The following is a 20,499-nucleotide window of genomic DNA, read 5'->3' as shown; positions in this document are numbered from 1 at the left end:
CGAGCAGCACCGGCCAGGTGCCCAGCCCGAACGCGAGCATCAGCAAGGCACTGTCCAGTGCATTGCCCTGGCTCGCCGCCCACAGCAACGTGCTGTAGACCAGGCCGCACGGCAACCAGCCCCACAGCGCGCCCAGCAGCAAGGCGCGGGGCAGGCTTGATACGGGCAGGAGTTTGTTGGCAACCGGCTGGATATGCCGCCACAGGCCGCGACCGAGGCTTTCGATACGGGTCAGGCCACTCCACCAGCCGGCCAGGTACAGGCCCATGGCGATCAGCAACAACCCGGCAAGCACCCGCATGAACATCGCCGCCGGGCTGTTGGCCACCGCCCAGCCCGCCAGGCCGATCAACAGGCCGGCGGTCGCATAGCTGAGGATTCGCCCGAGGTTGTACGCCAGTAGCAGCCGAAAGCGCCGGCTGCGTTGCTCCGGGGGAATCGCCAGGGTCAGGGCACCCATCAGGCCGCCGCACATGCCCAGGCAATGGCCGCCACCGAGCAGGCCCAGGATGACGGCGGACACCAGCAGGGGTGCCAATTCAAGCATGGGGCGGGGCCTTGTCGTCGGGTTTGTCCAAGTGGCCGCTGGCCTCGTCGACCGCCGCCGTATGCTTGGGGTCCTGGTCGTCGAACAGGATGCTGTGGGCCGGGCCGTCGAGGTCGTCGTACTGACCGCTGTCGACTGCCCAGAAGAAAATGTAGATCGCAATGCCCACGATCAGCAGCGCGGCCGGGATCATCACGTATAAGGCTGGCATGGGTTAACTCCATGCCCGCGCGGCTCAGGCCGGCAGCGGGCGGGTTTCTGGCGTGGCGCTGATGGCAGGCGTGCTCGGCAGGCGAGTCAGGCGCAGGGCATTCAGCACCACGGTCAACGAACTGATGGACATGCCGACCGCCGCCCACACCGGAGTGATCCAGCCCAGGGCAGCGAAGGGCAACATGAGGCCATTGTACAGCCCAGCCCACAATAGATTCTCGATGATCACCCGTCGGGTCCGTCGCGCCAGGCTGAAAGCCTGTACCAGCGCGTCCAGACGGTTGGATAGCAGCACTGCATCGGCGCTGGTTTTCGCCAGGTCAGTGGCCGAACCCATGGCGACACTGATGTCGGCGGCGGCCAGCACCGGCACATCGTTGACCCCGTCGCCGAGCATCAACACCTTGCGACCTTCCCGGTGCAGTTGTTGCAGCACCTGCAGTTTGTCATCCGGGCGCAGACCGCCCCGGGCTTCATCGATGCTCAGTTCGGCGGCCACGCTGGCGACCATGGGTGAACTGTCGCCGGACAGCAGCAGTGTGCGCCAGCCACGGGCTTTACAGGCCGCCAGCAGCGCCGGCGCATCGGCGCGCAGGCGGTCGTCGAGGACAAACCATGCCAGGGGGCCATGCGCGTCGCCAAGCAGTAACCACTGGCCAGGCTCATCGGGCATCGCCGGCACTGCTGCGCCACTCAGTTCGCAGACAAAACCCGGCTGGCCAATGCGCAGACGCTGTTCGCCGACCAGGCCTTCAAGCCCCAGGCCCGGCGTGCTGTGCACTTCCTCGGCGGCCAGCGGGGCGCGACCAAACGCCCGGGCGATCGGATGTTCGGAACGGTTCTCCAGGGCGGCGGCCAGGCTCAGGCACTGGTCACTGTCGAGCACGCCCAAGGGGCGGATTGAACGCAGGGCCAGCCGCCCTTCGGTGAGGGTGCCGGTCTTGTCGAAAATCACCGTGTCGATCTGGTTCAGGCCTTCCAGGACATGGCCACGAGTCAGTAGCAGGCCCAGCTTGTGCAGGGTGCCAGTCGCCGCCGTGAGCGCAGTCGGCGTCGCCAGGGACAGGGCGCAAGGGCAGGTCGCCACGAGCATCGCCAGCACGATCCAGAAGGCCCGCGATGAGTCCAGCTCCCACCACACCAGGCCGATGACGGCGGCGGCGATCAGCGACAGCAGCAAAAACCACTGCGCAGCGCGGTCGGCGATTTCCGCCAGGCGCGGTTTTTCCGCCTGGGCGCGGTCCAGCAGGCGGACGATGGCTGACAGGCGCGTGTCCTGGCCCAGCGCCAGCACTTCAACGGTCAGCGCGCCCTCGACGTTCAGCGTCCCGGCAGTGACCGCATCACCCAGGGTGCGGGGTTGCGGCAGATACTCACCAGTAAGCAGGGACTCGTCGACGCTGGACTGGCCGTCGAGAATCCGGCCATCCGCCGGCAGGATCGCGCCGGGATGCACCAGCACCTGATCGCCCACCCGCAGTTCACTGAGCAGGATGCGCTCGCTCTGACCGTCTGCACTCAAGCGCAGGCATGAAGCAGGCAACAGGTTGACCAGTTGCGCGGTGGCGGCGGCCGTGCGTTCCCGGGCGCGGCGTTCCAGGTAGCGGCCAGCCAGCAGGAACAGGGCAAACATACCGACCGCATCGAAATACAGTTCGCCTACGCCGGTGATCGATGTCCAGATGCCGGCAATGTAGGCGCTGCCGATGGCCAGCGAGACCGACACGTCCATGGTCAGGTGGCGGGTGCGCAGGTCGCGCATGGCGCCTTTGAAGAATGGCGCACAGCTGTAGAACACGATCGGCGTGGTGAGAAACAGTGCGACCCAGCGCAGGATGGTGTGCAGCTCGGGGCTGAGGTCGATGTTGAATTCCGGCCACGTAGCCATGGTCGCCATCATGGCCTGGAACCACAGCAGGCCGGCGACGCCGAGTTGGCGCAGGGCCAGGCGATTCTCACTGGCCAGTTGTTCGCTGGCGCGGTCAGCCTGATAGGGGTGGGCGGCGTAGCCGATGTGGCGCAATTCGCCGAGCACCTGGCTCAGTGGCAACTGCGCATCGGACCAGCGTACATGCAGGCGGTGGTTCGACAGATTGAGCCGTGCTTCGGCAACGCCTGGCAGGGTGCGCAGGTGTTTTTCGATCAGCCAGCCACAGGCGGCGCAACTGATGCCTTCCATAAGCAGGGTGGTTTCGGCCAGTTCGCCCTCGTGACGTACAAACGGGGCCTGCACGTCAGCGCGGTCGTAGAGCGCCAGTTCGTCCACCAGTTGTACCGGCAAGGCTTCGGGGTTAGCCGATGCTTCGCTGCGATGCTGGTAATAGCTTTCCAGCCCCCCGGCGACAATGGCTTCGGCCACGGCCTGACACCCCGGGCAGCAGAACTCGCGGGTTTGCCCGAGTACAACCGCGGTGAAGCGGCTGCCGCCCGGGACGGGCAGGGCGCAGTGGTAGCAGGGGGTTGGTGTGGTCATGGGGGGAATCTAAATCGTCCGGGAGCTGCTGAGAACCCTGTAGGAGCGAGCTCGCTCGCGAAGAACCAATGAGCGGCGCGGAGTATCAGGCTCCCAGCGTTATCGTTGACGTCCATCGCGAGCGAGCTCGCTCCTACAGGGGGCGCGCAGGCTTCTATTTCTTCAGGTCTTCCGCACCCTGCAGTGGTTCATCACCCAGCAGCAGGTCCTTGTCATGGCTGACCTGTTCCTCTTCGAACATGCGCCAGGTCTTGTCGTTTTCCACGCCCAGCAGCTCGACAAACCGACGCCCTTCGACCTTGTCGTTCACCTGGCCAATGTAGCGGCCTGCCTCAGTGTCGCTGTGGGTCAGGACAATCTTGCGATCCTTTTCCGGCTGGGTCGGCGAGATCAGGTTCAGTTCCAGGGTTTTTGGCTGGCTGTCGCCGGTCAGGTGCAGGTCGACCTCGCCCGTCATACCGTCCAGGTGCACACTGGCGCGAAGTTTCAGGGTTTGCGCCAGCAGTTCACGGTCAAGTGAACGGTTGATGCCCTTGCCGGCCTCGTAATAGTTGTCGTTGACCAGGTTGTCCGGGTTATTCACCGCAATGGTTACCATCGACAAAGTCAGGGTTACCGAGCAGGCCAGGATGGCAATGATGATCCACGGCCAAAGGTGCTTGTACCAGGGGCTCGTCGTATTTGCTGCAGGCATGTTCACTTCTCTCAACGAATTTGTGGGCCGATGAATCGGCTCTTGGCTTCAACGTGGACGCTGTTGTCATCGGCATCCTTGAGGATGAATTTCACCTCATTGGTGCTCGATGGCAATTGCTCCGGCGCGCTGGATAGCTCAACCGGCTGGCTGAAAATTTCCCCGGCCGCGACCTTGATCTCGCGCTTGCCTTGCAGCCTGAGGTCCGGCAGGCCGGAGGCTTCGAGCAAGTAGGTGTGATCGCGTTGGTCCTTGTTCATGATCTTCAGGCTGTAGACGTTTTCGATCCGGCCTTCAGCGTTCTCGCGGTACAGCACGCGGTCCTTGCTGACGTCAAAACCCACCAGTGAACGCATGAAGAAAGCCGCTGCCAGCAAGCTGATCATCGCCAGCAGCACCACGGCATAGCCGATGAGGCGCGGGCGCAGCTTGTGGGTTTTCTGGCCGGACAGGTTGTGCTCGGTGGTGTAGCTGATCAGGCCGCGCGGGTAGTCCATCTTGTCCATGATGCTGTCGCAGGCATCGATGCAGGCGGCGCAGCCGATGCATTCGATTTGCAGGCCGTCGCGGATGTCGATGCCGGTGGGGCATACCTGGACGCACATGGTGCAGTCAATGCAGTCGCCCAGGCCCTGGGCCTTGTAGTCGATGCCTTTCTTGCGCGGGCCACGGCTTTCACCCCGGCGCGGGTCGTAGGAGACGATCAGGGTGTCCTTGTCGAACATTACGCTCTGAAAGCGCGCATACGGGCACATGTAGATGCACACCTGCTCACGCAACCAGCCGGCGTTGCCGTAGGTGGCCAGGGTGAAGAACCCGACCCAGAAATACGACCAGCCATCAGCCTGGCCAGTGAAAAAGTCGATGGTCAGCTCGCGGATCGGCGAGAAATACCCGACAAAGGTCATGCCAGTGACGAAGCCGATCAACAGCCACATGGCGTGCTTGCTGAATTTGCGCATGAACTTGTTGGCGCTCATCGGCAACTTGTCCAGCTTGATGCGCTGGTTGCGGTCACCTTCGGTGACCTTCTCGCACCACATGAAAATCCAGGTCCAGACACTTTGCGGGCAGGTGTAGCCGCACCAGACTCGCCCGGCATACACGGTAATGAAGAATAGGCCGAAGGCGCTGACGATCAGGATGCCGGACAGCAAGATGAAATCCTGGGGCCAGAAGGTGGCGCCGAAGATGAAGAATTTGCGCTCCGGCAGATTCCACCAGACCGCCTGGTGCCCGCCCCAATTAAGCCATACCGTGCCGAAATACAGCAGGAACAGTAGCGCGCCGCCCATCATCCGCAGGTTGCGGAACAGGCCGGTGAAAGCACGGGTGTAGATTTTTTCTCGAGAGGCGTAGAGGTCGACGCTGTTATTAGCGTTCTTGGTGGGTGGCGTGACGTCGTGTACCGGTATCTGGTTGCTCATCATTGCATCCCACGGCAGTGGAAAAATGCCTCGGTCAGTACATGCCGACCGCGGTCAAAAAGAGGTGTTGCAGTGGCGCAATGATACGCCTGTCGCTCTAGTCCGAGGGTGCGACCTTTGGTCACGTTTGCGGAAATCATTTGACGGTGTAATGACTTGAATCAATTGACTTGTGAATTATGGACGGTTTTCGCAGCGGGAGGGACGTCACTTCGGCAGCTCCTACCGGCCAAGCGTTAAGCGAGCATAGGCCATAAACAAAACGGCCCCGCCAATTCACATTGGCGGGGCCGTTTTTTGTACATCAAACGTTACTCAGCATCTTCCGCCGCAGCTTTCTCACCGTGAGACAAGCTGTAGACGTAAGCGGCCAGCAGGTGAACCTTGTCGTTGCCTTGCAACTGTTCCTGGGCAGGCATCTGGCCCTGGCGGCCGTAACGGATGGTCTGCTGCAGTTGTGCGAAGCTCGAACCGTAGATGAACGCGCCCGGGTGGGTCAGGTCAGGTGCACCCATTGCCGGAGTACCTTTACCGGCCGGACCGTGGCACGCCACGCAGTTGGCCGCGAACAGTTTCTGCCCGGCAGCCGGGTCAGCCTTGGCACCTTCCGGCAGCTTGCGGCCATCGAGGTTGGTCAGGACGAATGCAGCCACGTCCGCCACGCCTTGCTCGCCGATCACTTCAGCCCACGCCGGCATCACCGCATGACGGCCGCCCATGATGGTGGTCTTGATGGTTTCCGGCTCGCCGCCCCAGCGCCAGTCGGCGTCGGTCAGGTTCGGGAAGCCGTAGGCGCCCTTGGCGTCGGAACCGTGGCACACCGAGCAGTTGGAGGCGAACAGACGGCCACCCATTTTCAGTGCTTGCGGGTCCTTGGCCACTTCTTCGATAGGCATGGAAGCGAACTTGGCGAAGATCGGGCCGAACCGCGCGTCCGACTTGGCCATTTCCTTTTCCCACTCGTGCACGCCGGTCCAGCCGGTCTGGCCGTTGGCGAACGCGGTCTGCTTCTCGTTATCCAGGTAGTTGTAACCCGGCAGCAGGCCTTTCCAGTTGCCCAGGCCCGGGTAGAGCACCAGGTAGCCGAGGGCGAAGATGATAGTGCCCACGAACAGCATGAACCACCATTTCGGCAGCGGGTTGTCGTACTCCTCGATCCCGTCGAAGGAGTGGCCAACCGTTTCTTCCGTCTGCTCGGCGCGCTGTCCCTTGCGGGTGGAAAGCAGCAGCCAGGTCAGGGCGAAAATGGTGCCCAGACTGAGGACTGTGACGTACAGACTCCAGAACGTAGTCATTCTTTGTTACTCCTAGAAGCTTGCTCGACGTGCTTGATGGCTTCGGGATCATCCGCGAAAGGCAGCAAGGTCGCGTCTTCAAACTCCGACTTGCGTTTGGGGCTGAACACCCACAACGCCAGACCGATGAAGGCCACCATCACAACGACGGTGCCCAGGCCACGAATCATCCCGATATCCATCTAAATCACCGTTTGCTTTTGATGATGGTGCCCAGGCCTTGCAGATAGGCCACCAGCGCGTCCATTTCAGTTTTGCCCTTCACAGCATCCTTGGCACCGGCGATGTCTTCGTCGGTGTAAGGGACGCCGAGCGTGCGCAAGACTTCCATTTTCTTGGCGGTGTCTTTGCCGTCGAGCTTGTTTTCCACGAGGAACGGGTAGGCCGGCATTTTCGACTCGGGCACCACGTTGCGCGGGTTGTACAAATGCGCACGCTGCCAGTCATCGGAGTAACGACCGCCGACGCGGGCCAGGTCCGGACCGGTACGCTTGGAACCCCACAGGAACGGGTGGTCCCAGACGCTTTCACCGGCGACCGAGTAGTGGCCGTAGCGTTCGGTTTCAGCACGGAACGGGCGAATCATCTGCGAGTGGCAACCGACACAACCGTTGGCGATGTACACGTCGCGTCCTTCCAGTTCAAGGGCGGGACGCGGCTTCATGCCTTCGACCGGCTTGTTGGTGACGTCCTGGAAAAACAGCGGAACGATCTGGGTCAGGCCGCCGATACTGACGGCGATAACCATGAAGAAGGCCAGCAGGCCAATATTCTTCTCGACTGCTTCATGCTTCATCAGTGAGCTCCAACTACAGCAATCTGTTCGGCGGCTTTGGCTTCTGCCGGGTTCGAGGCGCGTACGGTACGGAATACGTTGTAGGCCATGAACAGCATGCCGGAGGCGAAGAATGCACCGCCCAGGGCGCGAACGATAAAGCCCGGGTGGCTGGCTTGCAGCGCTTCAACGAACGAGTAGGTCAGGGTGCCGTCGTCGTTGATTGCACGCCACATCAGGCCCTGGGTGATGCCGTTGACCCACATCGAAGCGATGTAGAGCACGGTACCGATGGTCGCGAGCCAGAAGTGCGTGTTGATCAGGCCGATGCTGTGCATCTGCACACGACCGAACAGTTTCGGGATCATGTGGTAGATCGCGCCGATCGAGATCATCGCCACCCAGCCCAAGGCACCGGCGTGTACGTGGCCGATGGTCCAGTCGGTGTAGTGCGACAGCGAGTTCACGGTCTTGATGGCCATCATCGGGCCTTCGAAGGTGGACATGCCGTAGAACGCCAGGGACACCACCAGGAACCGCAGGATGGGGTCGGTGCGCAGCTTATGCCAGGCGCCCGACAGGGTCATCATGCCGTTGATCATGCCGCCCCAGCTTGGCGCCAGCAGAATGATCGACATCGCCATGCCCAGGGACTGGGCCCAGTCAGGCAGTGCGGTGTAGTGCAGGTGGTGCGGACCGGCCCAGATGTACAGGGTGATCAGCGCCCAGAAGTGCACGATCGACAGGCGATAGGAGTAGATCGGACGCTCGGCCTGCTTCGGAACGAAGTAGTACATCATCCCCAGGAAGCCAGTGGTCAGGAAGAAGCCCACCGCGTTGTGACCGTACCACCACTGGATCATCGCATCAGTCGCACCGGCGTAGGCCGAGTAGGACTTGAAGAAACTGACCGGCAGGGAGGCGTGGTTGACGATGTGCAGCATCGCCGTCACGACGATGAAGGCACCGTAGAACCAGTTACCCACATAGATGTGCTTGGTCTTGCGCTTGGTGATAGTGCCGAAGAACACCAGACCGTAGGTAACCCAGACGATGGCCAGCAGAATAGCCAAAGGCCATTCCAGCTCAGCGTATTCCTTGGTGGTGGTGTAACCCAGCGGCAAGGTAACGATGGCGCCAACGATCACCGCTTGCCAACCCCAGAAGGTGAAGGCGGCGAGGCTGTCGGAAATCAGTCGCGTTTGGCAGGTTCGCTGCACGACATAATAAGAAGTGGCAAACAGTGCACAACCACCGAAGGCGAAAATCACCAGGTTGGTGTGCAACGGGCGTAAGCGTCCAAAAGTCGTCCACGGCAGACCGAGGTTCAATTCCGGCCATACAAGCTGTGAGGCGATGAAGACACCAAGCCCCATGCCAAGGATCCCCCAGACCACCGTCATGATGGCGAACTGGCGGACTACCTTATAGTTATAAGCAGTCGGACTGATTGCTGTGCTCATTCTAAGGTTCCACGGTTTGGGTGTTTTATTAGGAGTAAAAATCGGCCGCAAGTATGGAGAAAGCGGGGGGTCATTGCAACGCGCCATGACCTGGGTCAATGCTTTCAAAAGCTGATTCTGCGGCCTTTCCATGCGCTGCGTAAGGACAAAATTGCCCAAGGACAAAATGTCGCAGCTGACGAAAAGGGTGAGGGGGTCAGGTCAGATGTAACGGGGTGTGTTCAAACACAACGATCAGGTGACAACAGGCGATAGGCGCGACAGCCGGTATCTACCAGCCTTTGCGGCCTGTTATCGAGCAAATTCGTCGAACGCATCGCGTCGGGTCGACCTGGAACCGGCTCATGCCAGTTCGCATCGGGGGAAGCTTAGACCCGAATTAAGGGAACCGAAAGGCGTACTAAGGAGGGGTGTGACAAAAGGAAGCAGGTGCAAGTGGCCAGCTGCAAGCTTCAAGCTAAAGCTCGCCGCTTGCAGCTGCTGTTTTCGCCGTTACTTTTGGCTTGTCGCTTGAAGCTTGTCGCTCAACAACTCCCCATGGTTCGACAGGCTGTACACATACGCCGCGAGCAGTTGCACCTTATCGTTACCCAGCAGCTCGTTCTGCGCCGGCATATGGCCCTGGCGACCGTGGCGAATTGTTTGCTCAAGTTGCGTCAGGCTGGTGCCGTAGATGAACCCGGCCGGGTGCGTCAGGTTCGGCGCGCCGATCGCCTCGGTGCCCTGGCCATTCGCGCCGTGACAGGCCACGCAGGTGGTGCTGAACGACTGCTGTCCGGCTAGCAGGTCGGCCTTGTTATCGGCAGGCAACGGCAGCCCAGCCAGTTCGTGACGCACATAGGCGGCAACGTTCTTCACCCCGGCCTCACCGAGGATTTCGCCCCAGGCCGGCATCGCCGCCATGCGACCGCCCATGATGGTGGTCTTGATCATCTCGGCATCGCCGCCCCAGCGCCAGTTACTGTCGGCGAGGTTGGGGAAGCCGAACGCACCTTTGGCATCCGAGCCGTGGCACACCGAGCAGTTGGAGGCGAACAGGCGACCGCCCATCTTCAGCGCTTGTGGATCCTTGGCGACTTCTTCCACGGGCATCGACGCGAATTTGGCGTAGATCGGCCCAAACTTCGCATCGGCCTTGCTCATCTCCTTTTCCCACTCGTGCACACCGGTCCAGCCATCTTCATAGCCGGGCAGGATGCCTTTCCAGTTGCCCAGGCCTGGGTACAGCACCAGGTAACCGACGGCAAACACCAGGGTCCCGGCGAACAGCATGAACCACCACTGCGGCAGCGGATTGTCGTACTCCTCAATGCCGTCGAAGCTGTGGCCCATGGTCTGGTCGACGCTGCCCTTGGTTTCGCCCTTGCGGGTGCCAATCAGTAGCCAGGTCAGGCCGATCAGGCTGCCGATGGTCAGTACGCAGATCCACGTACTCCAGAAAGTGGTCATGACCGGGTACTCCTTGTTGTTGCAGGTTCTGGGGTGCTGTCAGGTTGCGGCTCGTCGGCGAACGGCAGCAGGCGCGCTTCGGCGAATTCCGGATTGCGCTTGGTGTTGAACACCCACAGCGTCAGGCCGACGAAGGCCACGAACACCACGACCGTGCCCAGGCCGCGGATCATTCCAGTGCTCAATTCAAAGACCATGGCTCACCTCTTGCTCTTGATGGCAGTGCCGAGCACTTGCAGGTAAGAAACCAGGGCGTCCATTTCGGTCTTGCCCTTGAGGCTGGCGACCGCGCCGCTGAGGTCGTCGTCGGTGTACGGCACGCCGAAGGTGCGCATGGTGCGGATCTTGGTTTCGGTATGGCTGCTGTCGACCGCCTGCGTGACCAGCCATGGGTAGGCCGGCATCTTCGACTCTGGCACCACGTTGCGCGGGTTATACAAGTGCGCGCGGTGCCAGTCGTCCGAGTAGCGTGCGCCGACCCGTGCCAGGTCCGGACCGGTACGCTTGGAGCCCCAGAGGAACGGGTGATCCCACACGCTTTCGCCGGCCACCGAGTAGTGCCCGTAACGTTCGGTTTCGGCGCGAAATGGCCGGATCATCTGCGAATGGCAGCCCACGCAACCTTCGCGAATGTAGATGTCACGCCCTTCCAGCTGCAGCGCGGTGTAGGGCTTCATGCCTTCCACTGGCTTGTTGGTCACGTCCTGGAAGAACAGCGGGACGATCTGGGTCAGGCCGCCGACACTCACGGCCAGCACCATCAGCAGCATCAGCAGGCCGACGTTTTTTTCGATTGTTTCGTGTTTCATCGCGGACTCCTCAGGCGATCTGCGCGGCAGTGGCGACGTCGGCAGGCTGCGAGGCCCGTACGGTACGCCAGGTGTTGTAAGCCATCAGGAACATGCCGCTCAGGAAGATAGCGCCGCCCACCAGGCGCACGACGAAGCCTGGATGGCTGGCCACCAGGGTTTCGACGAAGGAGTAGGTCAGCGTGCCGTCTTCGTTGATCGCACGCCACATCAGGCCCTGGGCAATGCCGTTGACCCACATCGAGGCGATGTACAGCACGGTGCCGATGGTCGCGAGCCAGAAGTGCGCGTTGATCAGGCCGATGCTGTGCATCTGCGCCCGACCGAAGATTTTCGGGATCATGTGGTACAGCGCGCCGATGGAAATCATCGCCACCCAGCCGAGCGCGCCGGCGTGTACGTGGCCAATGGTCCAGTCGGTGTAGTGGGAGAGGGCGTTGACGGTCTTGATCGCCATCATCGGACCTTCAAAGGTCGACATGCCGTAGAACGCCAGGGAGACCACCAAAAAGCGCAGGATCGGGTCGCTGCGCAACTTATGCCAGGCGCCCGACAGCGTCATCATGCCGTTGATCATCCCGCCCCAGCTTGGCGCCAGCAGAATCAGCGACATCACCATGCCCAGCGACTGCGCCCAGTCCGGCAGCGCGGTGTAGTGCAAGTGGTGCGGACCGGCCCAGATGTACAGGGTGATCAGGGCCCAGAAGTGCACGATCGACAGGCGATAGGAATACACCGGCCGCTCGGCCTGCTTGGGCACGAAGTAATACATCATGCCGAGGAAGCCGGCAGTCAGGAAAAAGCCCACGGCGTTGTGGCCGTACCACCACTGCACCATCGCATCGGTGGCACCGGCATACACCGAGTAGGACTTGGTGAAACTCACCGGCAGCTCAAGGTTGTTGACGATGTGCAGAATTGCCACAGTGATGATGAACGCACCGAAAAACCAGTTGCCGACGTAGATGTGCTTGGTCTTGCGCTGCATGATCGTGCCGAAGAACACCACGGCGTAGGCCACCCAGACGATGGTGATCAAAATGTCGATCGGCCATTCCAGCTCGGCGTATTCCTTGGAACTGGTGTAACCCAGCGGCAGGCTGATCGCCGCCAACAGGATCACCAACTGCCAGCCCCAGAAACAGAACGCGGCAATTTTCGGCGCAAACAATTGCGTCTGGCAGGTGCGTTGTACCGAATAGAACGAGCTGGCGAACAGGGCGCAACCGCCAAAGGCGAAGATCACCGCGTTAGTGTGCAAAGGGCGCAGACGCCCGAAGCTGGTCCACGGCAAATCGAAGTTGAGTTCGGGCCAGACCAATTGGGCCGCGAGAAAAACCCCGAGCCCCATGCCAACGATGCCCCACACCACCGTCATAATGGCGAATTGGCGGACCACCTTGTAGTTGTAGGCGGTACTGATAGAAGTGTTCATGGTTCCCCATCCACGGTTCAGCCGAAGTGAGCACGCTTGCGACAAAGCAGCGCGTCCTTCGCCTGGAGTTATAGGCAGACTAAAAGCGAGGCAAGCATGGACAAAGAGCACAAGGCCAGTATTGACGGGGATCAATGGGCGCAGTGTGTGCAGCAACAAGGATGGTTATGGAATGCCGCCTCGGCACCGGCTTCACCCACCTTGATCCTCGCCCATGGCGCCGGCGCGCCCATGGACAGCGCCTGGATGAACGACATGGCTGCACGCCTTGCCGCTGCTGGCGTCAACGTCCTGCGCTTTGAGTTTCCCTACATGGCGCAGCGGCGTGTTGACGGGGGCAAACGCCCACCGAACCCAGCCCCGAAACTGCTGGAATGCTGGCGTGAGGTCTATGCCCTGGTGCGACGTCATGTCGCCGGGCCACTGGCCATCGGCGGCAAGTCCATGGGCGGGCGGATGGCGAGCTTGCTGGCCGATGAACTGGGGGCGGATGCGCTGGTGTGCCTGGGATACCCGTTCTACGCGGTGGGCAAACCGGAAAAGCCACGGGTGGAGCACTTGGCGGGGTTGAAGACGCGAGCGTTGATCGTCCAGGGCGAGCGGGATGCGCTGGGGAATCGGCAGGCGGTTGAAGGGTACACGTTGTCACCGAGCATCGAGGTGTTCTGGCGGGTGGCGGGGGATCATGACCTCAAGCCGCTGAAGGCTTCGGGGCATACCCACGAACAGCATCTGGCCGCTGCTGCGCAGAAGGTTGTCAATTTCCTTCAGTGACATCTGCGGTGGCTGCACGGGCCTCATCGCGAGCAGGCTCGCTCCCACAGGATTTGTGCAGCACCACAATCCAGTGTGGGAGCGAGCCTGCTCGCGATAGCGGTCTGCCAGGCACCCCCACTGCCGGGGCCACAGTGGACTGTGCCAAAGTGGCAACAAAAAAACCGGAAGTTTTCACTGTCCGGGTTTTTGTCTTTCCAGCGACTGTCAGCGATTAAACCGCTCAACCAACGAATACTGCGTACTCGCCGTCTTAGTCAGCTCTTCACTCAACAACGCCGAATGCTGCGCCTGCTCCGACGTCTGATCCGCCAGCTGCGAAATATTGCTGATATTACGACTGATCTCCTCAGCCACAGCACTCTGCTCCTCAGTCGCCGCCGCAATCTGCGTGGTCATATCAGTAATATTGGCCACCGCCTCACTGATCCCCACCAACGCCTGATCCGCCTCCAGCACCCGCGCCACACCTTCCTCAGCCTGACGATGCCCGGCCTCCATGGTCTGCACGGCAGTACTGGCCGTCTGCTGCAGCTTGGCAATCAGCGCATGAATCTGCCCGGTCGACTCGCTGGTACGCTGCGCCAGTTGCCGCACCTCATCCGCCACCACCGCAAAACCACGACCCATCTCACCGGCCCGCGCCGCTTCGATCGCCGCATTCAGCGCCAGCAGGTTAGTCTGGTCGGCGATGCCCTTGATCACGTCCACCACACCACCGATTTCATCACTGTCCTTGGCCAACTGAGTCACCGTCATCCCGGTTTCCCCAACCACCACCGACAGCCGCTGAATCGCCTCACGGGTCTCCCCGGCAATGGTGCGACCACGCCCCGTCAGGCGATTGGCTTCCTGCGTGGCATCCGCCGTGCGTTGCACGTGGCTGGCCACTTCCTGGGTCGTCGCCGCCATCTGGTTCACCGCAGTCGCGACCTGCTCGGTCTCAACCCGCTGACGCTCCAGCCCGGTCGAACTGTTGTGCGCCAGGGTGTCGGACTGCTTGGCCTGATCGGTCAGATGCTCGGCAGTGTCCTGCAAACGGGTCAAGCAAGTCTTCAGACGCGCTTCCTGACTCAAAATCGACATCTCCAACCGCGCTTGAGCGCCACGGCTGTCGGTGTACATCTGCGCAATCAACGGATCGGACGTGGTCTGCTCAGCCAAACGCAACAGGCGCTTCAGCCCGCGCTGCTGCCAGCTCAAGCCCATCAACCCCAACGGCACCGAAAGCCCGGCGGCCAGGGCAAAGCCCCAATGGGAATTCAGCATGGCGCCAATCATGAAACTCAACTGGCTGACCAGAATGAACGGCAGCCAGTCCTGCACCACCGGCAGCCACTTATCGCTGGCCGGAACCGCCGACTTGCCCTGATTGAGCCGCTGATACAACGCCTCGGCACGACGGATCTGCTCGGCCGTCGGCTTGACCCGCACCGATTCGTAACCGACCACCTGATTGCCTTCAAAGATCGGCGTCACATAGGCGTTAACCCAATAGTGATCACCGCTCTTGCAGCGATTCTTGACGATGCCCATCCAAGGCTGGCCCTGCTTGAGCGTGCCCCACATATGCGCAAACACCGCCGATGGTACGTCGGGATGACGGACCAGATTGTGCGGGGCACGGATCAGTTCCTCACGAGAAAACCCGCTGATCTCGACAAAGTCGTCGTTACAGTAGGAAATCACGCCCTTGGCATCGGTCGTGGAAATCAACCGCTGCTGAGCCGGGAAGGTCCGTTCGCGTTGAGTGATGGGCTGGTTGTTACGCATGGCTTTATTCAATCCGTGAGGCTTTCACAGGGTTTCGGCGAAGGCGGGAAATTGTTGAATTTTATTTTTCAAGGCTGGGAGTTGCTCCACAAAAACCACCATCAAACCCATGGCGATGATCACATCCCGGGAAATCAGCGCAGGAAACTGCAGCAGAGGGCTCCCAGCCAGCGAAATCCCTAAAGTGACCTGCAAACAGAGAACTCCAGGCCAGCGAAATCCCTAAAGTGAACTGCAAATAGAGAAACCCAGGCAAAAAATACCCGTGGCGAGGGAGCTTGCTCCCGCTGGACTGCGCAGCAGTCCCAACAGCATCTTCACAGTGGTTGAACAACTCCAGTGAAAGCAACCCCTGTGTGAGCAAGGCTTGCCCGCGATGACCCCACCGCAACCACCGAACCTCTCAAGTCTCACTTACAAATTCAGCCACCAGCAGCCCGCGGCCGCATCCGCCGCCGAACCACATCCAGCAAATCACACCCATCGCGCAACGGAATGGCGCACAACAAAGCAAAATCACTAAGAATAAAAGACTGACACTCAACCGACCCACGCATGGACAGGTTTTCCAGCACCTGGGTGACTGCATTAATCCGGTAGTTAGCCGCGTCCACCAGCACATCAAGCGGCGCCTGGGCATCGACGAAAAGCGTGGGCATGTCATTACAGTTGCTGGTCAGCGCCTTGAAGCGACTTTCGGGGTAGGGGGTTGGTTTTGAATAGGGTGGATCGGGGGTTAGTGTTGGCATCGTTCGAACTCCTAACGTATCGACTGGTTGCCGCCAGAATTCGCTTCCACACAAAAGGTGGCGGCTGTGCGCAGGTGTGGAAGACCGGGACGTTAGGCACCCGGCGCACTCGAAAGCGCCCCGCGCACAGCCACCATAAAGCACTGACGATACAAACGTCGAACAGGTGGCGCATGACGCGCCTAACGATATAAGGGCTTCCACACCCTGCCACTGCCTTCGCAGCGACATCGAAAGACTACCCATGCAAACCATCGCGCACCAGTTCATGAAAACCGCTAAAACTTGAAGGAAATCTCCGAAGACGGCGTCTCAAAACTCGTACTTATGTAGGACCCATTCGCAAACTAACCCTCGCAGCCATCAAAAAAACGGCGGGAAAGACTGTGCGGTATATCGAATGGGAAATAAGTAAGAAACAGATACATAGCGAGTAGGAAAATTCGCTTTCTTCAAGCAACGAAGTTTCCTACATGCCCATCAGAAACGTAAGCCCCGAACACCTAATCAAAATGCAGCTGCATTTGCCGGAACCTCCGCCATGTCTGAGGCAAAGTACAACCCCAAGTAGAACGCCATAGCTCGAAACCAAAAATGGGAGCTAGCCTGCGTACGAACGCAATGCCCAGTCAAATACCCCCAACTGACACATCACAACTCGCAGCAACCCAGCTCCCACTCAAAAGGCACTTAACATGCCCAGTCATCCAGCGTCCTACGACTCAACCACCAGTGCTTTCTTCAGCCTGGCACTCTGATAACCCCGCAGAACCAGCACAACCATCATCCCGCACAACACCCCGGTAGCATTAGCCACCATATCCCCCCAGGAAGCTGTACGCAGCGGCATCAAGCTCTGCTCCAGCTCAATCAACATCGAACCCACCAACGGCCAAAACAGCAGCCAGCCCAACCGCGTGCCGGGGAACGCCCAGTAGGCGCTCACCGTCAAGCAGGCGAAGCCGGCCCAGTGATGCAGCTTGTCCTGATTCTCGAATACCTGCAGCACCGGCTCGCCGCGCATGCCGGCGACGCACAGCACCAGCAGGATCACGAAAAACGCCAGCTTGGGCAGGACACGCAGAATCCGTTGCTTCATTCGGTGACCTTGTAGAAGTTGTTGTGGAACAGGTCGATGTTGCGACGCTCGGTCAGGGAGTACAGCGAGTAGCTGCGAGCCAGGGAAGCGCCACCGTCTCGAGTCAGTGGAGTCCACGCAAGGCTAGCCCGGCGAGTGGTCGAACTGGCCATCAATTCGTCGAACGGAATCGAGAAGTAGATACCCTTGCCGAAACTACCCTCACCGTATTCCTCTTTCGAGGCATTAGTGACGGTCACCCAGCCACCGAACCGCACGCCGTTGCTGAACTCGCGGGACAAGTCCAAAGTAGCGCCGTAGTCTTTGGCCAAATAACGCCCGACGCTGAGTGCGCCCAGAATGTCCTGGAAAGAACTCCGATAGTAAAGCGTAGCGTTACCGGTGATGGTGCTGTAATCACGCAGCCCCAAGCCCTGATCAAAATCACGCTGCTTGACCCAGTTCATATCCACGCCAACCGCCCAGCGCTCGCCCATCGGACGGTACAGCGCTTCACCGCCGACGCCGGCGAACATCGATTCCAGGTAGCCGCCGTACACCATGCCGTAAAGGTCTTCGTCCAGCTGTTTGACCTTGTTCAGCTGGAAGGTCGGCATCGTCACTTCCGACGTTGTCATGTACTGACGAAGGTCGGTACGCACTCGCGGCAGGCCGCTGGGTGCGTCGTACTTGAACTTGTCGAAGTTGTTCGCCAGGTTTGCACTCAGCATGCCGCTCCACCACAAATCAGGCTGGAATCGATACTCGGCACTCAGGTCCGCACTGAATTGATACAACAGGAAGCCGTCAGGGCCACCGACGTTCTGCTTGTACCCAAGGCCCAGGCCATAGGTGAACTTGTCCGGCGTTTTCGCGTACAGGGTTTTTTCCTGATGCGGCACCGGAACGTTCTGCTCGGTCACCCGGCGCAGGTCTTCGAGCGGGCGATCTTCTTGCACCACTTCGCGGAACGTATCCCGGGGCAGGCTGACTTCCTCGACCGGCAAGCTGTAACGGGTGTCGACCATGGTGAACCAGTCGATCTGATCGTTGACGCTGTTGTCGAGGATGCGCGAAGCACGGCCGACGGCTTTCGGGGTGTGGAAGTAGCGGCCCTGTTCGCCGTAGACGATCAGCTCGGAGTCACGCTGGGTGATTTTCGAAACGGTGTAGCCCGCGTTGTTCTGCAGACGCTTGGCGACGCCGGCCCATTGCACGTCCGTTGGCGCGGTGGTCGGTTTGACGTCCGGCACAGGTTCGGGTTTTGGGTCGAAGCTTTTGGTCGGCGCCTTGCGGGTGGCGAAGTTGGTGTGCAAGGTGATGCCGAACATGGCGGTGTTGCCGCGTTCCCAGGCTGCGTGGAGGTCTACCGAATCGGTGGCTTTGAAGACGAAGCCTAGGTTGATTGGGGAGTCCTGGATCTGGTTGTTGTTCAGCGGTTCGTTTTGGTAGTCGTTACCTTCGTACTCCACTTTGAGGGACAGAGGATCCCAAGGGGTTTGATAGGTAACGCCGCCAAAGAAAGACGGAGATCCTCGGAAGTACGCATTTGCGTTGAAACTACCAGAAGTATCCACCAGGCCTGTTGAACCCGGCCGAGAGTTGTACTTGTCGTTAATCCAACCCAAGGGGTTGTCCATGTCGCCGCGATTACCGATATAACCCCAAGCCAGACCTAAGCTGAGATCGAAATTGCCCATACGTTTGTTGCCAACGAAATACTCGCTGGAGAACAGGCCGGTACCGCCGATATCTCGCGCACCCAGGGCCACCTGAGGCAACCAGTGAGTCTCTTCCATCAGGCGGACTTTTGCGTCAATCGCCTTATCCTTGAAACTCTGGCCGCCACTTAATGCTTCCGCGCCATATTTGCGGTTACTGATGGCGGTGTAACGGAATGAACCTTCCAACCATTCAAAAGGCTGAAAGGACACGCTGTAGCGGCTGTAAGGATCAGTACGGTTGGCGGTCAACGACAGTTCACCCGCTGGCGCCATACGCGCGGTAGGCGTTTGCAGCAGACCTACACCACCAAAGTCGCTCTGTGTGTAGCGCGGCTCCGCCACCGCCCAAGCGCTGCAGCCGAGCAACAGGCATGGAATCAAGTGATACTTCATGGCTTCACCTCCAGCAGTGGCTGGGTGGCGATGAAAGCGGCCAGTTCAGTATTAAGGTCTGGTGTTGGATCACCCTTGGCGGTGCTGTGCACGGGCACGAAAATGCGCGCTCCGGGTGCGGGCGGAACAGATTTGGTTTCATTCCAAAGCGCTATACCTTCCTGGAAAACGCGGCCATCCGGCTGGATAACAAAAAGCACATCTTTGTCTGCACCAAGATCACGCGGGCAGTTTTTCAGATAGCTGATTGCCGGCTGCAAAGGCTCGTAAGCCAGATCGCATTCGCCAGTTACCGCACCCACCACCTTCACAGTGTTCGGACGGGGAGGGTACAGCAGCACATCACCATTGCTCAGGTACGGATTGTCCCCACGGTTCAGTTCAACCCGCACCGGGTCAAGTTGAGCAACCCGGCGGCCGGTGACCGGCATGGCTTGTACTTGGGCTATCAAGCGCTCTGCAAGCGCTGCCAACTCGATCTCATCATCCTGCAGTGCATTGCTCTTAACGGTCGCAAGATCGAAGAGCACGCCCAGTTTCAATCGCTCCTGCGCATTGCGTAACGGCGTATGCAACCACGCAGCGCCAAGCAGATACGCCTTCGGATTAACCTGGGCTGGAAGCAGAACGTCATGCAAGCGGGTCCCTTCCTGGAACGAATAGCGCCCAGGTTTGGCAGCATCGCCCTGCACGGTGACCAGCGAGTCAGCATTTACGGCAAAAGTCATGAGCAGGCTGCAGCAAAGCAGCCAGGAGGAACGAGCAATCATTGCACTACCGGCTTATTCGGGCGCACTTGAACAATGCGTAGGGGCAATTCGGGGGTCAGGTGCTGCACGCTGGCCATGATGAAGCCGTCGGCAGGGTCGACCCAATACTGGTTTCGCGCAGTAAAGCCCAAGCCTTCCATTGCGATTTCCTCATCCACGCGCAGTAACTCCACGTCGTGATCGAGGATATGCACCGTTTCCAGGCCTTTTTTCTCAAAGCGGCTGGTGAGCGTCACGCCCATCCGGTAACCGTCGACAAAGTCCACCTGGCGGCGCGTTTGCAGGCCATCAACAACGCGGTGCAAGCCGGCCTTGAAGGGCGATTCACCCTCAAAGCGAGTGCCATCAAGGTTGTTGTTGAAACCAACGCTGCGAATGGCCAGGCCGTCTTCGAGCATCAGAATCTGGCGAGTGGACGCCATCCAGAAGCCAACACCATCTTGTAGACGCACCAGTGCCATAACGGCTTCACCCGTAGGTGCCGCGATGGTTATCTGGTAGTACGGAGTTGCATCCACCTGTTGGCGGGTGAGTTCCAGGGGTTCAGGGCCTTCAAACGCGGCCTTGAGCGTGTCCATGGAAGCGGTCATTAACGGGTTGCAGGCGCTCACCAGCAAGGAGGCCACCGATAGGGTGGCCAGTCGCAGAAATTTCACAA

Annotated in this window: 21 protein-coding genes; 1 reads left to right on the top strand and 20 read right to left on the bottom strand. The window is 60.0% G+C overall.

Annotated features, from left to right (window positions below; all coding sequences use genetic code 11):
* From L9059_RS26780 to ccoN (L9059_RS26720), 13 genes are all read right to left on the bottom strand, one after another.
* A partial coding sequence (locus L9059_RS26780) for a sulfite exporter TauE/SafE family protein (protein ID WP_247293908.1) occupies window positions 1–547 on the bottom strand: 547 nt, incomplete at its 3' end.
* Complete coding sequence (ccoS, locus tag L9059_RS26775) at window positions 540–758, bottom strand: cbb3-type cytochrome oxidase assembly protein CcoS (protein WP_247293907.1); 219 nt, start codon at window positions 756–758, stop codon at window positions 540–542. The genes L9059_RS26780 and ccoS, both read right to left, overlap by 8 nt.
* Before the next feature lie 24 nt (window positions 759–782).
* Window positions 783–3,233 (bottom strand): heavy metal translocating P-type ATPase, encoded by a 2,451-nt coding sequence (locus L9059_RS26770; protein WP_247293906.1) that lies wholly within the window; start codon window positions 3,231–3,233, stop codon window positions 783–785.
* A 154-nt stretch (window positions 3,234–3,387) separates the two neighbouring features.
* Window positions 3,388–3,927 (bottom strand): FixH family protein, encoded by a 540-nt coding sequence (locus L9059_RS26765; RefSeq protein ID WP_247293905.1) that lies wholly within the window; start codon window positions 3,925–3,927, stop codon window positions 3,388–3,390.
* Window positions 3,928–3,938: 11 nt separating this feature from the next.
* Complete coding sequence (ccoG, locus tag L9059_RS26760) at window positions 3,939–5,354, bottom strand: cytochrome c oxidase accessory protein CcoG (RefSeq protein WP_247293904.1); 1,416 nt, start codon at window positions 5,352–5,354, stop codon at window positions 3,939–3,941.
* Window positions 5,355–5,665: 311 nt separating this feature from the next.
* Window positions 5,666–6,649 carry a cytochrome-c oxidase, cbb3-type subunit III gene (gene ccoP, locus L9059_RS26755; RefSeq protein ID WP_247293903.1) on the bottom strand — a complete coding sequence of 328 codons (984 nt, stop codon included), beginning with the start codon at window positions 6,647–6,649 and terminating at the stop codon, window positions 5,666–5,668.
* Complete coding sequence (locus L9059_RS26750; RefSeq protein ID WP_003175465.1) at window positions 6,646–6,831, bottom strand: CcoQ/FixQ family Cbb3-type cytochrome c oxidase assembly chaperone; 186 nt, start codon at window positions 6,829–6,831, stop codon at window positions 6,646–6,648. The genes ccoP (L9059_RS26755) and L9059_RS26750 overlap by 4 nt, the downstream gene beginning before the upstream one ends.
* A gap of 5 nt (window positions 6,832–6,836) precedes the next feature.
* Window positions 6,837–7,445 (bottom strand): cytochrome-c oxidase, cbb3-type subunit II, encoded by a 609-nt coding sequence (gene ccoO, locus L9059_RS26745; RefSeq protein WP_247293902.1) that lies wholly within the window; start codon window positions 7,443–7,445, stop codon window positions 6,837–6,839.
* The gene (ccoN, locus tag L9059_RS26740; RefSeq protein WP_247293901.1) at window positions 7,445–8,887 is read right to left on the bottom strand and encodes a cytochrome-c oxidase, cbb3-type subunit I; all 1,443 of its coding nucleotides are present in this window, start codon (window positions 8,885–8,887) and stop codon (window positions 7,445–7,447) included. The genes ccoO (L9059_RS26745) and ccoN (L9059_RS26740) overlap by 1 nt, the downstream gene beginning before the upstream one ends.
* A gap of 492 nt (window positions 8,888–9,379) precedes the next feature.
* Window positions 9,380–10,336, bottom strand: coding sequence for a cytochrome-c oxidase, cbb3-type subunit III (ccoP, locus tag L9059_RS26735; RefSeq protein WP_247293900.1), 957 nt, complete (start codon window positions 10,334–10,336; stop codon window positions 9,380–9,382).
* Complete coding sequence (locus L9059_RS26730) at window positions 10,333–10,533, bottom strand: cbb3-type cytochrome oxidase subunit 3 (RefSeq protein WP_247293899.1); 201 nt, start codon at window positions 10,531–10,533, stop codon at window positions 10,333–10,335. Before L9059_RS26730 ends, ccoP (L9059_RS26735) begins: the two co-directional genes overlap by 4 nt.
* Window positions 10,534–10,536: 3 nt before the next feature.
* On the bottom strand, window positions 10,537–11,145 hold the full coding sequence (gene ccoO, locus L9059_RS26725; RefSeq protein ID WP_247293898.1) for a cytochrome-c oxidase, cbb3-type subunit II: 609 nt from the start codon (window positions 11,143–11,145) through the stop codon (window positions 10,537–10,539).
* 10 nt (window positions 11,146–11,155) lie between these two features.
* On the bottom strand, window positions 11,156–12,580 hold the full coding sequence (ccoN, locus tag L9059_RS26720; protein WP_247293897.1) for a cytochrome-c oxidase, cbb3-type subunit I: 1,425 nt from the start codon (window positions 12,578–12,580) through the stop codon (window positions 11,156–11,158).
* Between the two features lie 96 nt (window positions 12,581–12,676).
* Here ccoN (L9059_RS26720) and L9059_RS26715 point away from each other — a divergent pair, with 96 nt between their 5' ends.
* A complete protein-coding gene (locus L9059_RS26715) occupies window positions 12,677–13,354 on the top strand; it encodes an alpha/beta family hydrolase (RefSeq protein ID WP_247293896.1) in 678 nt (225 codons plus the stop codon).
* A gap of 207 nt (window positions 13,355–13,561) precedes the next feature.
* On the opposite strand, the gene L9059_RS26710 is transcribed toward L9059_RS26715, so the two are convergent.
* The 7 genes from L9059_RS26710 to L9059_RS26680 form a co-directional block, all read right to left on the bottom strand.
* A complete protein-coding gene (locus tag L9059_RS26710; protein WP_247293895.1) occupies window positions 13,562–15,127 on the bottom strand; it encodes a methyl-accepting chemotaxis protein in 1,566 nt (521 codons plus the stop codon).
* A gap of 24 nt (window positions 15,128–15,151) precedes the next feature.
* Window positions 15,152–15,322 (bottom strand): hypothetical protein, encoded by a 171-nt coding sequence (locus L9059_RS26705; protein ID WP_247293894.1) that lies wholly within the window; start codon window positions 15,320–15,322, stop codon window positions 15,152–15,154.
* Between the two features lie 227 nt (window positions 15,323–15,549).
* On the bottom strand, window positions 15,550–15,876 hold the full coding sequence (locus L9059_RS26700; protein WP_247293893.1) for a hypothetical protein: 327 nt from the start codon (window positions 15,874–15,876) through the stop codon (window positions 15,550–15,552).
* Between the two features lie 715 nt (window positions 15,877–16,591).
* Window positions 16,592–16,975 carry a VanZ family protein gene (locus L9059_RS26695; RefSeq protein WP_247293892.1) on the bottom strand — a complete coding sequence of 128 codons (384 nt, stop codon included), beginning with the start codon at window positions 16,973–16,975 and terminating at the stop codon, window positions 16,592–16,594.
* Entirely contained in the window at window positions 16,972–19,071 is a 2,100-nt protein-coding gene (locus L9059_RS26690) for a YjbH domain-containing protein (RefSeq protein ID WP_247293891.1), read from the bottom strand. Before L9059_RS26690 ends, L9059_RS26695 begins: the two co-directional genes overlap by 4 nt.
* Complete coding sequence (locus L9059_RS26685) at window positions 19,068–19,841, bottom strand: capsule biosynthesis GfcC family protein (RefSeq protein WP_247293890.1); 774 nt, start codon at window positions 19,839–19,841, stop codon at window positions 19,068–19,070. Before L9059_RS26685 ends, L9059_RS26690 begins: the two co-directional genes overlap by 4 nt.
* Entirely contained in the window at window positions 19,838–20,497 is a 660-nt protein-coding gene (locus L9059_RS26680; protein ID WP_247293889.1) for a YjbF family lipoprotein, read from the bottom strand. The genes L9059_RS26685 and L9059_RS26680 overlap by 4 nt, the downstream gene beginning before the upstream one ends.
* Window positions 20,498–20,499: the final 2 nt, after the last annotated feature.

Source organism: Pseudomonas violetae (assembly GCF_023072615.1).
Classification (GTDB): domain Bacteria; phylum Pseudomonadota; class Gammaproteobacteria; order Pseudomonadales; family Pseudomonadaceae; genus Aquipseudomonas; species Aquipseudomonas violetae.
This window is presented reverse-complemented; position numbering and strand designations above follow the sequence as displayed.